Here is a 14,294-nt window from a genome sequence, read left to right on the forward strand (position 1 = left end):
AGGAAAAATTAATTTCATTATTCCATAATTTTATAGCCAAATCACCTCTATATAACTAAATTAAAGTACGGGTAGAAAGTTATTATTCAGATAAAGAAGGTTTTTATCGTTGTTACCTTTTTCAAGTTGCTATTTTATATTTGTGTATTTAGAAAAAAACGATTTCACGCTAAACTAGCGCCACTTTCATTTATACAAAGCAACAGTATGGCACGCATTTTTTATTCACTCGCATTAATTATTATTAGCCCACTGATTGTATTTTACTTATATGTACTAAGAGGTAAAAAAACGCAGGATATCGCGCTCACTTTAAGGAACGTTTTGGCTTCATAAGCCGCGCTTTATTTTCAAACAACAAACCAGTTGTATTTCATTGTGCTTCTGTGGGCGAGGTGTTAGCTGCAACCCCTTTAATTAAAGCCCTACAACATGAACAACCGCAGTTAAATATTTTAATTACCTGCAATACTCCAACAGGACGAGAGCAAGTTACCGCACAATTTAAACAAAGCGTTGCTGTTAGTTATTTACCCATTGATTTTCCAATGGCCACCACTCGCTTTTTAAAACGAGTAAAACCGCAATTACTCTGTATTTTAGAAACTGAACTATGGCCGAACTTAATGGCTAATGCGCACAAACAAAATATACCTGTATTGGTAGTTAATGCACGACTATCTGAAAAGTCTCAGCAAGGCTACGAAAAAGTGGCCCAGCTAACTCGCAGTATCATGCAATCAATTACCGCACTTGCAAGTCACGACAAAACCGATGCAAATCGCTTTATTGAATTAGGGCTACCTGCTGAAAAAAGCCATGTAACGGGATCAATAAAATTTGATATTACCCCAACCACTACACAACTCGATAAAGTAGCCTCTTTAAAGCAATATTATAAAAAAGCAGAACGCTTTATATGGGTCGCAGGTTCTACTCACCCTATAGAGCATGAATTAATACTCGATGCCCACCAGCAGTTGTTAAAAAAGCAGCCTGATGCTTTATTGATTATTGCCCCGCGACACCCCGAGCAATTTGATAAAGTGGCTGAACTACTCACACAAAGTACTTTAAGCTTTAGTCGTCGTATCCAAAATAATTACCAAAACGAACACGTTTTACTTGCCGATACGCTAGGTGAATTACAGTGTTTATACGGCGCGGCTAGTGTTAGTTATATTGGCGGTAGTTTGATTCGTCGTGGTGGTCATAACCCGCTTGAGTCAGCCGCATTTTCGGTCGGTGTAATAACAGGCCCTCACACGTATAACTTTGATCATGTCTATCCTGAGTTAACAAAGCTCAAAGGGGCATGCGTGGTAGAAAATGCAGATGAACTGGCACAACAACTCATTACCTTTAGCCAAAATAAAAAGGCATGCCAAACGCTCGGCACAAAAGCTGCGCAATGTGTTGCTAAAAACCAAGGCGCCATAAAAAAACACTCACTATTATTAATCAATACTTAGAGCTAAAACAGTGACTAACATAGCTATTAGCCAAACCCGAGAATGGGTTTCATCCGTTATTGTAAAATATAACTTTTGCCCGTTTGCCCGTAAAGAAGTCGAAAACAACTGTATTCATTACATTGTAAGTAACGCCAATACTATCGATGATGCTGTAATGGATATGCTTGAGCAATGTATCGAGCTTGACCGCGAGCGCGAACGAGAAACCACGCTAATCATGTTCGATAACGGTTTTAGTGACTTTGAAGACTTTTTAGATTTAGTCGATTTAGCAAATGCGCTATTGGTTGCACAAGGCTTTGAAGGTAAATATCAAATTGCAAATTTTCACCCTGATTATGTATTTGCCGATAGCGATGAAACCGATCCGGCCAACTACACAAATAGAGCACCGTTTCCTACCTTGCACCTAATTCGTGAAGCAAGTATGAGTGAAGCACTTGAAAACTATGACGAACCTGAGTCTATTCCTGAGCATAATATAAACTTAGCACGCCGAAAAGGCATTGATTTTTGGCAACAATTATTAGAAAACTGTAAAAAACCGAGCGTATAAGCTCGGCTTTTAATACCTTTAGTTGACCCATTAACTTTATTTTTTGACCCAGCTACCATTTACTTCAATATAATGGCCGCTTTGCGTTTTTTCGATTGTTTTTGCTGCTGCCAATGCCTCAACTTGTGCAAGTGACAAGTTATTCTTTTTAGCTAATTTTAAGTACTGTGCCTTACGTTTTTCGTTAACGTCATCAACAACCGCTTTTGCTTCTGTATTTTGTACAACTAATCCAAGGTAGCCTGAGCTGTTTTCACCAACTAAGCCTTGGCTTTTAGCTTCATCTAAACTCATAGCCCAAACTGAAAATGACATACAAACGGCACTGATTAGGGTTACTATATTTAATTTATTTTTAATATTCATATTCTAGCTCCTTAAAATAACTCACTGTCATCGCTAAATAAATTATCGAGCTCTTTATCTACTTTGACACGAATTTCATGATCAACCTTAACATTTAAATTAATAGTGATTGGCTCTTTCGCTGCCACTTCAACGCGGTGCGTACATGCACTAAGCAACCCCAGTGCTGTAAGTATTATCAGCCATTTAGTCATTTTTAGTTCCTTTTGTTGAATACTCTTGTTCAACTTTTTGAGTAATTTCATCACTTAAGCGCAATGCTCTTAAGAGTGTAAAAACATTTTCTTCATGGTTGTAATTAAAGTTAACTTGCTGCGCCTGTTCCTTATTGTATCCCTTTAAGTTTACACCTAAATAAAGCCAACCGTCAGGCTTTAAGTCAACACTACTGTTTAAGCTCTGAATGTCTAAATCTTCCAACAAGCTTAAAATCGGGTCCAGTTCTTGTTGCTGAGCTTTAACTGCATCAAAAGCTGCATTGTCAGTAATAACTAGTTTACCTGTTCCTTGGTTAGATAATTCACCAGATTTTACCGAAATACCTTGTTGATCAAAGTAAACGGGTAAGCGGCCATTCACTCGACCAGTTAGTGTTATGCCCGATTTATCATCTAAGGTAATAAGTTTACTCGCATCAATATTTTCAAATATGACCAAAGACTGCTGCGCTTTTTCAGTCACTTTGTAGCTATCCAAAGCAAAACGACCACCAAGTACATCAGCAGTTATTTTTTCAGCGCGAGCAATAGAGTTCTCAACACTAAAATTACCGACAATGTTACTCACAACAGCACCTGCTCGTAACTCATTTAATTCAAATGTAGTAGGAGCCACATTAAGCTGCCCTGAATCATAAGAACCCGTTAAGCGACTGCTAAAATGCGTAGCTAAATAATCGTTGTATAAGCCACTTACCTGTTCTACTTGAAATGCAAACTCAGCCTGCTGTAAATTAACATCTCCGCGAACAACCCCATTAAAGCTACCGTCGGTCAGCGTGGCTAATGGTTCAAACTGCTGTAAAACAGGGTTAAGTTTAGTCACAGCTTGATCTGCAACTGTTATCTCAAATGGATGTTCCGCAGCAGATATGTGGTGACTGGCTACCAACTCAATACCATCAATAAATATATGATGTGAGGCTTGAAGCGCCCGACTTTGCAGGCCTTTGGAGCTTATGCGAATATTACTTAGGTTTAAAAGAGCACTGTTAAATTGGGTAAGTTTAGTTTCACTGTTTAAATCGACAAATAATTCGCCAACAGCCAAACTAGAAGATGCTGATAATTGATTATTTACACCGCGCACTTGGTATTGCTCATAAGCCACTGAGCGTAATTGGCTATTTAGGCTAGCCTTTATATTTTGTTTATCGTCAAGCTCAGTCGTAAACTGTGCCTTGTAGCTCTTTACTGTTAATTTATCAAAACTAAGCTCAGCAAAAGCAATCTCGCTGGTTATTTTCGCATTTTTTTTATGTTGTAAAACATCCGCTATTTTAAATTGACCTGTGCTTGCTACCTTTTTAGCTGATGCGGGTAAAAAACCAGGCAGCTCATCAACTTTTAATTGGTAGTTGCCATTCACAGCCAAGTTATTTAAAGCTGCATCTATTTCTATATGCTCAACGTCTTCACTGATAAACAATAACTTAATATTGCCTTTGGCATACTCTAACGGCTGCTGAATATTAATTGCTAGGTTTTTCAGGCTGAGCTTCGTTTCACTATTTTTAGTGTTTAATAGCATTGACGGTATAACAAGTTGTCCGTTTTCAAACTTTACCGTATCACTAAGCATCAATTGCCATTTTAACGGCAGCTGCTTGGCTACAAATTCACGCTGTGATTGATTGCTTATAAGCGTCAAACAATCACTATCAAACGTTACCAAGCTGGTTAATTGCTGTGTATTTAACAAGGCTTTTTTATCGTTAAAGTGATAGTAAATATTCATATCACCAAAAGCCTTTAGCGTTACTGGGCATTTACTAAACTGCTGTGTAAACTCAGCATCTATGTTTGATTTTATATCAACGGATAACCCATCAAAGGTGAACTCATGCCCACTGTTTAATGAAAGCGCGGGTATCGGCTTTATCTTTGTTAGTAATCCATCTGCTAACTTAAAGTGACCAGTAATTTTATGATTGCTAACTGTTACTTCTGCAATCGCATCACCTGAAATCACAAATGTATTTAGCTTCTCTTCACCAATGCTAACCACTAATTCATCATGAAGTTGTGGGTGGGTAATTAACAATCTTTTGATATCAATTTTCGGCCGCTCTTTGGGTAAACTAAGTGCCAGCTTTTTGAAGGAGTTATTACTTGTTGAGACACTCTCGCTATCATTTAAACGAAGATTAGCGCGGCCAACAGTTATTTTTTTTGTATCAGCCACAATTCCACCAAGCTCAATTTGATGGCCTTGGTAAGTCAAACATAATCGGTTTACGTCTAAGCTAATATTTGAGTTTAGTGACCAATCTAAACAATGTAGTTCAACGCCAGATTGGCTCAAAGTTGGCGCTATAGCCCATTGAGTTATAGGCATACGAAATACATAACCCAGTGTTAAAACACTCAGAAATAAAAACACGACTCCCCATGCGATGCGTTTGATCATACTATCCTTATTGAACCTTGAACCTTGAACCTTGAACCTTGAACCTTGAACAGTCTAAACAAAAAAGGCTGCACAAGGCAGCCTTTTTATCTTACATTTAGATCATGAATCTAGCGTGTATATTAACCTACATTTTTACGCGCATTTCTAAACATACGCATCCATGGGCTATCCTCAGCCCACTCATCTGGATGCCAAGAGTTAGCAACCGCACGGAATACACGTTCAGGGTGTGGCATCATTACAGTTGCACGACCATCTGTTGATGTAATACCCGTGATCCCTTCAGGTGAACCATTCGGGTTTGCTGGGTACTGTGTTGTTGGGTTACCGTAGTTATCAACGAATTTAACTGCTACGGTGCCGCTTGCAAGTGCAGCCTTAGTTGCCGCATCATTTGCAAATTCTGCATGACCTTCACCATGAGAAACTGCAATTGGCATACGTGAACCTGCCATACCATTAAAGAACACCGATGGGTTTTCTTGAATTTCAACCAGACTAAAGCGTGCTTCAAAACGCTCTGACTTATTAGTTACAAAGCGCGGCCAATGTTCAGTACCTGGAATCAACTCTTTTAATGTTGATAGCATCTGACAACCGTTACATACACCTAAGCTAAAGGTATCTTCACGATGGAAGAAGCTTTGGAACTGATCGCGTGCCATATCGTTAAACAATATTGACTTAGCCCAGCCTTCACCGGCGCCTAATACGTCACCGTAAGAGAAGCCACCACACGCCACTAAACCTTTAAACTGTTCAAGCGTTAAACGACCTTCTAAAATATCACTCATGTGAACATCTACCGCAGCAAAACCAGCACGGTTAAACGCAGCAGCCATTTCTAGGTGCGAGTTAACGCCCTGCTCACGTAAAATAGCCATTTGTGGCTTAGCACCTGTCGCAATGTACGGTGCAGCAATATCTTCGTTTAAGTCAAAGTTAAGTTTAACGTTTAAGCCTGGGTCTTTTGCATCAAATTTAGCGTCAAACTCTTGCTTAGCACACTCAGGGTTATCACGACGCGCTTGCATCTGATAGGTTGTTTCGGCCCAAATTGTACGAAGCTCAGTACGAGTATGATTAAGTACTGTTTGCTCACCACGATTAAATACAATGTTATCGTCATTATTAAGCGAGCCAATCACATGGCTAATTGCGGCAACACCATGCTGCTCAAATACAGCTTTTACAGCATCTAAATCACTGTTTGCTACTTGAATTACAGCACCTAACTCTTCGTTATAAAGCGCTTCAATATCAGAGCCTGTCAAAGTCGCTAAATCTACGGTTACACCGGTATGTCCGGTAAACGCCATTTCAGCGATAGTTGTAAACAAGCCACCGTCTGAACGATCGTGATACGCAAGTAGCTTGCTATCAGCCACTAGCGCCTGCATAGCATTGTAAAAGCCTTTTAGTAACTCAGGGCTGTCTACATCAGGAGTAACATCACCAAGCTGCTTATATACTTGTGCAAGGCTTGATGCGCCCAGTCGGTTTTTACCCGCGCCTAAGTCAACTAAAATAAGCGATGTATCGCCTTTATCTGTTCGTAACTGTGGGGTCACTGTTTTACGTACGTCTTCAACACGACCAAACGCAGTGATAATAAGCGATAACGGTGATGTTACAGATTGCTCTGTAGCATCATCTTCGTTCTTCCATGTCGTTTTCATCGACATAGAATCTTTACCTACAGGAATTGTTAACCCAAGTGCTGGACATAACTCTTCACCTACGGCTTTTACCGCTTCATATAGACCTGCGTCTTCGCCAGGGTGACCCGCAGCCGCCATCCAGTTTGCAGATAACTTAATGTTTTCTAAGCCACCAATATTAGCACCAGCAATATTTGTAAGAGACTCGGCCACAGCCAAACGTGCTGAGGCGCCATAATTAAGTAATGCCGCTGGAGTACGTTCACCTAGTGACATAGCTTCACCGTGGTAGGTATCGTAAGTTGCTGCGGTAACTGCACAGTTAGCCACAGGCACTTGCCATGGGCCTACCATTTGATCGCGCGCTACTAAACCAGTTACAGAGCGATCGCCGATAGTAATCAGGAAGGTTTTTTCTGCAATGGTTGGTAAACGTAATAAACGCTGCGCTGCATCCGCAGGATTAATAGCATCCATATCAAGTGCAGTGCCTACTACTTGTTGCGAAGTAACATCACGATGCATTTTAGGTGCTTTACCTAGTAATACATCCAGTGGTAAATCTACAGGGCTGTTATCAAAATGACTATCCGCAACCGTTAAATGACGCTCTTCTGTTGCTTCACCAATAACTGCATATTGTGCGCGCTCACGCTTACAAATTGCTTCAAAGCGTGCAAAGTCTTCAACGCCCACAGCAAGCACATAGCGCTCTTGCGATTCATTACACCAAATTTCGTGTGGAGCCATGCCTGGCTCATCATTAGGGATATCGCGCAGCTGGAATTTACCACCACGGCCACCATCATCTACAAGCTCAGGGAATGCATTTGATAAACCACCAGCGCCCACATCATGTATAAACGCAATAGGATTTGCATCACCTAGCTGCCAACATTTGTCGATCACTTCTTGACAACGACGTTCCATTTCTGGGTTTTCACGTTGAACAGAAGCAAAGTCTAAATCTTCGTTTGATTGACCCGATGCCATGCTAGATGCAGCACCACCGCCTAAACCAATGTTCATTGCAGGGCCGCCAAGCGCAATCAATTTTGCGCCTACTGGAATATCGCCTTTTTGAACATGATCAGCACGAATATTACCTAGACCACCGGCAAGCATAATTGGCTTGTGGTAACCACGTACCTCTTCACCATTGTGACTCGTTACTTTTTCTTCGTAAGTACGGAAATAACCTAAAAGGTTAGGACGGCCAAACTCATTATTAAACGCAGCACCACCTAATGGGCCTTCAGTCATAATGTCTAGGGCATTAACAATACGGCCAGGCTTACCAAAATCACTCTCCCAAGGCTGTTCAAAACCTGGAATACGTAAATTAGATACAGTAAAACCTACCAAACCCGCCTTTGGCTTAGAGCCTCGACCGGTTGCGCCTTCATCACGAATCTCACCACCCGACCCAGTCGCCGCACCAGAGAAAGGAGCTATTGCTGTTGGGTGGTTATGGGTTTCAACTTTCATTAAGATTTCAATGTCTTCTTGATGATACGCATATTCACCTTGCACATTCGGGAAGAAGCGACCCGCCTTTGAGCCTTTCATTACAGCTGCATTATCTTTATAAGCAGACAATACATTTTCAGGATTGTGCTCAAAGGTATTTTTAATCATTTTAAACAGCGACTTTGGCTGTTCAATACCATCGATAGTCCAATCAGCATTAAATATTTTATGACGACAATGCTCTGAGTTTGCTTGTGCAAACATGAATAATTCGATGTCGTTAGGATTGCGCCCTAACTTGATGAAGTTTTCTACTAAGTAGTCAATTTCATCATCAGCAAGTGCAAACCCTTGCTCTATATTGGCTACGGCTAATGCTTCGCGGCCGCCACCTAAAATATCAACTGATGACATTGGGCGTGGCGCATCGCTGCGAAATAACTGCGCTGCATCTTCTAATTTGCTGTGAGTAGCTTCAGTCATGCGGTCATGAAGAAGCGCTGTAACCTGTGTAAGCTGATCGGTGCTTAAATCACCCTCAACATAATATGCTATTCCTCGCTCTACGCGATGAACTTGCTTAAGCCCACAGTTATGAGCGATATCAGTCGCTTTTGAAGCCCATGGCGAAATAGTACCAGGGCGAGGCGTTACTAATACCAACTGACCTGCTGGCGCATGCTCAGCAATTGTTGGGCCGTAGGTTAATAACTTTTCAAGTTTGGTGTGCTCATCAGTGTTTAATGGCGATGTTAAATCGGCAAAGTGAGCGTATTCGGCATATACATTGGTGACAGGAAGTTGCGATTGTTGGCAACGCGCTAAAATTTTATTAACTCTGAACTCTGAAAGTGCTGGTGCACCACGAAGGATCAACATAAGTAATTTCACCCGGGGTTAGGGATTGAACGATATTTTAGGCGCGTATTATAGTCCAAATTACTCTCAGATTTAACTCAAAAATGCGCTTTTCATTAAATTAACTTTTTCTTTTTGTTTACACCTATTTTTTACTCACTGCGCTTAAACGATAAGTGACGTAATCAGTAAGTTTTGTTATAACAGGAGCTACGATGCTAAAGAGGCGAATATGTTGAAGATAAAGCTAATAACAATCATTACGTTAGTCATACTTTTGTGTGCATGTAATACACAAGAGCAATCAACACAGCTTGCCCAAATCAAATCTGAAAACAAAATTCGTATTGGTACACTTGCCAGTGCAAGTAATTACTATCAAGCCGTTCAAGGGGAGCAAGGATTTGAATTTGAGCTCTCTCAAGCGTTTGCAGACTACTTAGGGGTAGAGCTTGAAATTGTACCCTTTTTTAATTTATCCGATATGTTTGCGCGCTTAGATAGTGGCGATCTCGATTTAATTGCCTCTGGACTTACTTTTAATAAGGCGCGCGCCGAACGCTACCGCTATGGCCCAACTTACAGAACAATAAGTCAAAAATTAGTATTTAAGCAAGGTCGTGAACGGCCAAGAGATTTTGATGATTTAACTGGTAACTTCACCATTATTGCTAAAAGTAGTCATTCATTAACATTAGAAGAAATAAAACAAAACAACCCAGATTTAACTTGGAATGAAACCGAAGAGTTTGATGAAGAAGAGTTATTACAAGCCGTTATTGATGGGGAAATAGATTACACCTTAGCGGATTCTCATACATTAGCGTTGTTTAGGCGCTATCACCCTAACTTGAGTATTGGCTTTTCAGTTACCCGTAATGATTCAATTGCATGGATACTTAAAAAGTCGAATGATGACTCATTGTACGCATTGCTAGTTCCTTTTTTTGGTGAAGCAAAACAAAACAATCAACTTTATGTACTTGAAGAGAAGTACTTTGGCCATGTACGTCAGTTTAATTACGTTAATACCTTAGCCTACATAGATGCAATAAAAGAAACACTGCCTAAATATCAACCTTGGTTTGTGCAATATGCGGGTAGCCTTGATTGGCGCTTACTTGCTGCATTGAGTTATCAAGAGTCGATGTGGAACCCACGAGCTAAATCACCAACGGGTGTACGCGGTATTATGATGCTAACAAGGCGCACAGCAAAACAAGTCGGTGTTACTAATCGCTTAGAACCAGAACAAAACATACGTGGCGGTGCGAAATACTTAGCTAAATTAATCAAGCGTATACCTGATAGAATCCCGCAGCCTGATCGTACTTGGCTTGCACTTGCCGCTTATAATGTTGGTTGGGGGCACGTCAACGATGCCCGCATAATTACCGAACAGCAAGGCGCTAGCCCTGATAAATGGGCTGACGTTAAAAAGCGCTTACCATTGCTAGTAAAAAAACGTCACTACCGTAACACACGCTATGGCTATGCTCGCGGTGATGTTGCAGTGACTTATGTTGATAATATTCGTCGCTATTACGATGCACTTGTTTGGCTAGATGAAAACAATGCAATGACAACTATACCGCCAACTTCCGAAACAGAAAAAGAAACAAAAGATAAAAGATAAAAGCATTAAACCAGGTGATGCAAATCAACGTATTAGTGATGGCGTAGAAAAAGAAAAATAAAAGCGCTATGAAAATTTCGCGCATATTAGCTACATGTTAGAAAAGCAAATAGTTGTTTACTTGCAATCAATTATTCAATAATCTGGCTCAATTGTATTAAAATCTGTGTCATCACCAAGCACATAAGGATAAGTAATGCTTAAACGTAGACGTACACATCAGCTTAAACGTTGTATAAAACACTCAACTGCCACTCGTCGTCGAGTGATGTTAAGAAACTTACATAAAAAGATAATTTGGCGCCGTCGTATGTTTGCTATGCAGCAAATGGCTGAGCTAGACGCCTTAATAGCAGCAGCTGATTAATCGTTGTTAAGGTTGCGAGCGGCTAGCTTTGCCGCTTTAATTTGTGCTCGGCGACGCTTAAAAAAACTAGAAATAGTCTCTGCACATTGTGTCTCTAAAACCCCACCCGTTATTTCTACTTGATGGTTTAAACGAGGTTCTTGCAACAAGTTCATAATAGAACCAGCAGAACCCGTTTTAGCATCGGCTGCACCAAATACTAAACGTTTAATTCGGCTGTGCACTAACAGACCTGCGCACATAGAGCATGGCTCTAGCGTGACGTAAAGAGTACAGTCAATTAAGCGGTAATTATTAAGTACTTTTCCTGCTTCACGTACCGCTATCATCTCAGCATGAGCCGACGGGTCGTTATCAGTAATTGAACGATTATAGCCTGCGCTAATAAGCTGATTATCTTTAACAATTATAGCCCCTACCGGGATCTCATCTAGCTGCTCCGCTTGTTTTGCATACACAAGCGCTTGTTCCATCCAATATTGGTCGTCAAATGGCTCTGTCATTATTATTACTTAACTATTTTTTATGCCGTAATTATACCAACTTAGCGCAATAAAATGCGTCATTGATCACTTTATTGCAAAAATAAAACAAATTTAAGTGGTTTGTCATGGCTCATAAGGCAGGATTTACGCTATAATCTCTCGCTTTTTTTATTTAGCTCACAACACGGGTAGCAAATGAAATTTCCTGGACGCCGCAGGCATAAACATTATTTTCCAGTGGAAGCCAAAGATCCACTGACCAATCAACTTAACGCCACTGAGCGATTACACCGCAGCTATATTACGGGAATCGATCAAATCGTTGTTGATATAGAAGCTAAGGTTGACCAAGCTTTTCTCGATGAATTTCAATTGCGCCGAGGGATGTCGCAAGTTATAGATAATGACATCACCAATGCTTTATACGATCGCTTAAAACTAAACGACATGGTCGATTACGAATTCGCAGGCGGAACCGTTGGCAACACGATGCACAACTATTCCGTACTTGCTGATGACCGTTCGGTGCTATTAGGTGTAATGAGTGAAAACATAAAAATAGGCAGTTATGCTTATCGCTTTTTATGTAATAACTCAAGTCGCGTAGACTTAGACTACTTACAGCCTGTAGATGGTCCTATAGGCCGCTGTTTCACATTGATTGATGAAACGGGTGAACGCACCTTTGCCATTAGTGCTGGCCTAATGAATTATCTAAAGCCTGAGTCAATTGATAAAGAGCTAATCGAAGGCTCATCGGCATTAGTGATTAGCGCTTATTTAATGCGTACTCAAGGCGATGAAACCATGACCGAAGCGACCATGCAAGCAATCAAGTATGCTAACGATGCAGATGTACCGGTTGTATTAACACTCGGTACTAAGTTTCTTATCGAGCAGGATCCGACATGGTGGGCTAACTTTGTAGAAAAGCATGTTGATATCCTTGCTATGAACGAAGAAGAAGGCCAAGCAATTACTGGATTTGAAGATCCATTACTAGCTGCCGACAAAGCATTAGACTGGGTTGATTTAGTAATTTGTACTGCCGGTGAAAAAGGCTTATTTATGGCCGGTTTTGTTGATGACAGTTTCAAACGCGAAACAGAGTATCCACTTTTGCCTGGTGCTATCCCTGACTTTAATCGTTATGAGTTTTCACGTGCAATGCGTAAAGTTGACTGTGAAAACCCAATAAAGGCATATAGTCATACTGCTCCGTTTATGGGCGGGCCTGACTCGATTAAAAATACCAACGGCGCTGGTGATTGTGCTTTAGCCGCTGTATTGCATGACTTATCAGCGAATGTTTATCATAAGTTGAACGTTGCTAATTCAGCAAAACATCAGCAACAAGCGATTACCTACTCTTCGCTCGCTCAAATTAGTAAATACGCCAACCGTGCAAGTTACGAAGTACTGGTTCAGCATTCTCCACGCTTATCACGTGGCTTACCAGAGCGCGAAGATTGCTTAGAGCAAGTGTATTGGGAGCAATAAAATCCCAATGCACTAAGCGTATTTAAAATATAGATATATCAAGCTTTTTAGATAGCAGCTCTAATGCTGCTATTCCTGCGACTGAATTACCAAAAGAGTTTAATCCTGGGGAATACACTGCCACAGTAAATCTATTCGGTAACACCGCCAATATAGTGCCAGAAACACCTGATTTGCCCGGCATTCCTACTCGATAACCAAAATCACCCGCCGCATCATATAAACCACTGGTAAATAACAACGAATTTAGTTGCTTATTCTGACGACTAGAAAGCACTCGTTTAGAAGAACTATAGTCTATCCCTTTATTAGCTAAAAAATTGTACGCCTTAGCAAGTTCGATACAATTAAGTTCTATGGCACAAAAATTAAAGTATGACCACAGCACATCATCAACTTCATTTTCAAAGTTACCGAATGATTTCATTAAGTGTGCCATTGCCGCATTTCGATGCCTAAACTCATACTCTGAATTAGCCACTTGTTTATCTATTACGATACTTCGATTACCAGATAAATCGCGAAATGTTTCCAGCATAGAGTGCATGGGTGCTGATAAACGACTATATAAAGCATCACAGGTAACTATGGCACCCGCATTAATAAATGGGTTACGGGGTATGCCTTTTTCAAACTCAAGCTGTGTCAGTGAATTAAATGCTGTTCCAGAGGGCTCTTTACCCACTCTACTCCATAGTTCATCGCCATAACGTTGCAGCGCTAATGTAAGAGTCATTACTTTAGAAACAGATTGAATAGTAAAACGCTGTTCACAATCACCCGCGCAAAATATCTCCCCCTCAGTGGTGTAAATGGCAATAGAAAACTGCTCAAGATCAATTTCAGCAAGTGCAGGGATATAATCAGCAACCTTACCTTGGCTCAATAAAGGTTTAACCTCTTGAGTTATCTCATTTAGCACTCGTTGATAATCATTGGTTGGCAATAGACACCTCAATAATATGCAAAGTTAAAATCAAATTTTAACACGTAGGATCTATAACTGCATGAGAATGTTAAGTCTATAAGTTATTAGTAATCTGATAGGAAGCATATACATAATGAGATTGGCTGGCAGTCTCTTTTTTTAAGGTATTGCGTAATTCATCTTCAAATTTAAAACAATAAAAAACCAGCATTTTGCTGTAACGTGGTTCTGTTATTGGAGCCAGTGCGCTAATTTATAGCGACAATACAATAGAACATCCCACTATTTTGTTTAGATCCAAGCTGTTTTGTTTGATGTATAGGAATACGAATTCCATGGAGCACAAGATATGCAAGAGCGG

General features: G+C 40.4%; 10 protein-coding genes and 1 pseudogene. 5 read left to right on the forward strand and 6 right to left on the reverse strand.

The window, feature by feature from the left end; genetic code table 11:
* Window positions 1-207 precede the first annotated feature (207 nt).
* Both waaA and P20439_RS15620 read left to right on the forward strand, forming a co-directional pair.
* A pseudogene (gene waaA, locus P20439_RS15615) lies at window positions 208-1,486 on the forward strand (lipid IV(A) 3-deoxy-D-manno-octulosonic acid transferase).
* Window positions 1,483-2,031, forward strand: a complete 549-nt coding sequence (locus tag P20439_RS15620) for a DUF1415 domain-containing protein (RefSeq protein ID WP_008468212.1) — start codon at window positions 1,483-1,485, stop codon at window positions 2,029-2,031. Before waaA ends, P20439_RS15620 begins: the two are co-directional and overlap by 4 nt.
* Window positions 2,032-2,067: 36 nt before the next feature.
* On the opposite strand, the gene P20439_RS15625 is transcribed toward P20439_RS15620, so the two are convergent.
* From P20439_RS15625 to purL, 4 genes are all read right to left on the reverse strand, one after another.
* On the reverse strand, window positions 2,068-2,397 hold the full coding sequence (locus P20439_RS15625) for a YdbL family protein (RefSeq protein ID WP_008468219.1): 330 nt from the start codon (window positions 2,395-2,397) through the stop codon (window positions 2,068-2,070).
* 11 nt (window positions 2,398-2,408) lie between these two features.
* Window positions 2,409-2,591, reverse strand: a complete 183-nt coding sequence (locus tag P20439_RS15630; protein WP_008468221.1) for a YnbE family lipoprotein — start codon at window positions 2,589-2,591, stop codon at window positions 2,409-2,411.
* Window positions 2,584-5,025 (reverse strand): YdbH domain-containing protein, encoded by a 2,442-nt coding sequence (locus tag P20439_RS15635; RefSeq protein WP_008468223.1) that lies wholly within the window; start codon window positions 5,023-5,025, stop codon window positions 2,584-2,586. Before P20439_RS15635 ends, P20439_RS15630 begins: the two co-directional genes overlap by 8 nt.
* A gap of 122 nt (window positions 5,026-5,147) precedes the next feature.
* Entirely contained in the window at window positions 5,148-9,038 is a 3,891-nt protein-coding gene (gene purL, locus P20439_RS15640) for a phosphoribosylformylglycinamidine synthase (protein ID WP_008468225.1), read from the reverse strand.
* Between the two features lie 211 nt (window positions 9,039-9,249).
* On the opposite strand from purL, the gene mltF reads away from it, so the two are divergent.
* Window positions 9,250-10,653: a membrane-bound lytic murein transglycosylase MltF gene (gene mltF / locus P20439_RS15645; protein ID WP_008468233.1), complete on the forward strand. Its 1,404-nt coding sequence runs from the start codon at window positions 9,250-9,252 to the stop codon at window positions 10,651-10,653.
* Between the two features lie 196 nt (window positions 10,654-10,849).
* A complete protein-coding gene (locus P20439_RS18690) occupies window positions 10,850-11,020 on the forward strand; it encodes a hypothetical protein (RefSeq protein ID WP_008468235.1) in 171 nt (56 codons plus the stop codon).
* On the opposite strand, the gene tadA is transcribed toward P20439_RS18690, so the two are convergent.
* A complete protein-coding gene (gene tadA / locus P20439_RS15650; RefSeq protein WP_008468236.1) occupies window positions 11,017-11,523 on the reverse strand; it encodes a tRNA adenosine(34) deaminase TadA in 507 nt (168 codons plus the stop codon). The genes P20439_RS18690 and tadA overlap by 4 nt on opposite strands.
* Before the next feature lie 177 nt (window positions 11,524-11,700).
* Here tadA and P20439_RS15655 point away from each other — a divergent pair, with 177 nt between their 5' ends.
* The gene (locus P20439_RS15655) at window positions 11,701-13,005 is read left to right on the forward strand and encodes an inosine/guanosine kinase (RefSeq protein ID WP_036934416.1); all 1,305 of its coding nucleotides are present in this window, start codon (window positions 11,701-11,703) and stop codon (window positions 13,003-13,005) included.
* 22 nt (window positions 13,006-13,027) lie between these two features.
* On the opposite strand, the gene glsB is transcribed toward P20439_RS15655, so the two are convergent.
* Entirely contained in the window at window positions 13,028-13,951 is a 924-nt protein-coding gene (gene glsB, locus P20439_RS15660) for a glutaminase B (RefSeq protein ID WP_008468240.1), read from the reverse strand.
* Window positions 13,952-14,294 lie beyond the last annotated feature (343 nt).

Source organism: Pseudoalteromonas sp. BSi20439, assembly GCF_000241165.1.
Lineage (GTDB): Bacteria > Pseudomonadota > Gammaproteobacteria > Enterobacterales > Alteromonadaceae > Pseudoalteromonas.

Excerpts from the sequence above, each read along its gene's own strand:
- P20439_RS15625 (WP_008468219.1), bottom strand. The coding sequence starts at position 2,397 with ATGAATATTAAAAATAAATTAAATATAGTAACCCTAATCAGTGCCGTT.
- P20439_RS15630 (WP_008468221.1), bottom strand. The coding sequence starts at position 2,591 with ATGACTAAATGGCTGATAATACTTACAGCACTGGGGTTGCTTAGTGCA.
- P20439_RS15635 (WP_008468223.1), bottom strand. The coding sequence starts at position 5,025 with ATGATCAAACGCATCGCATGGGGAGTCGTGTTTTTATTTCTGAGTGTT.
- purL (WP_008468225.1), bottom strand. The coding sequence starts at position 9,038 with ATGTTGATCCTTCGTGGTGCACCAGCACTTTCAGAGTTCAGAGTTAAT.
- mltF (WP_008468233.1), top strand. The coding sequence starts at position 9,250 with ATGTTGAAGATAAAGCTAATAACAATCATTACGTTAGTCATACTTTTG.
- P20439_RS18690 (WP_008468235.1), top strand. The coding sequence starts at position 10,850 with ATGCTTAAACGTAGACGTACACATCAGCTTAAACGTTGTATAAAACAC.
- tadA (WP_008468236.1), bottom strand. The coding sequence starts at position 11,523 with ATGACAGAGCCATTTGACGACCAATATTGGATGGAACAAGCGCTTGTG.
- P20439_RS15655 (WP_036934416.1), top strand. The coding sequence starts at position 11,701 with ATGAAATTTCCTGGACGCCGCAGGCATAAACATTATTTTCCAGTGGAA.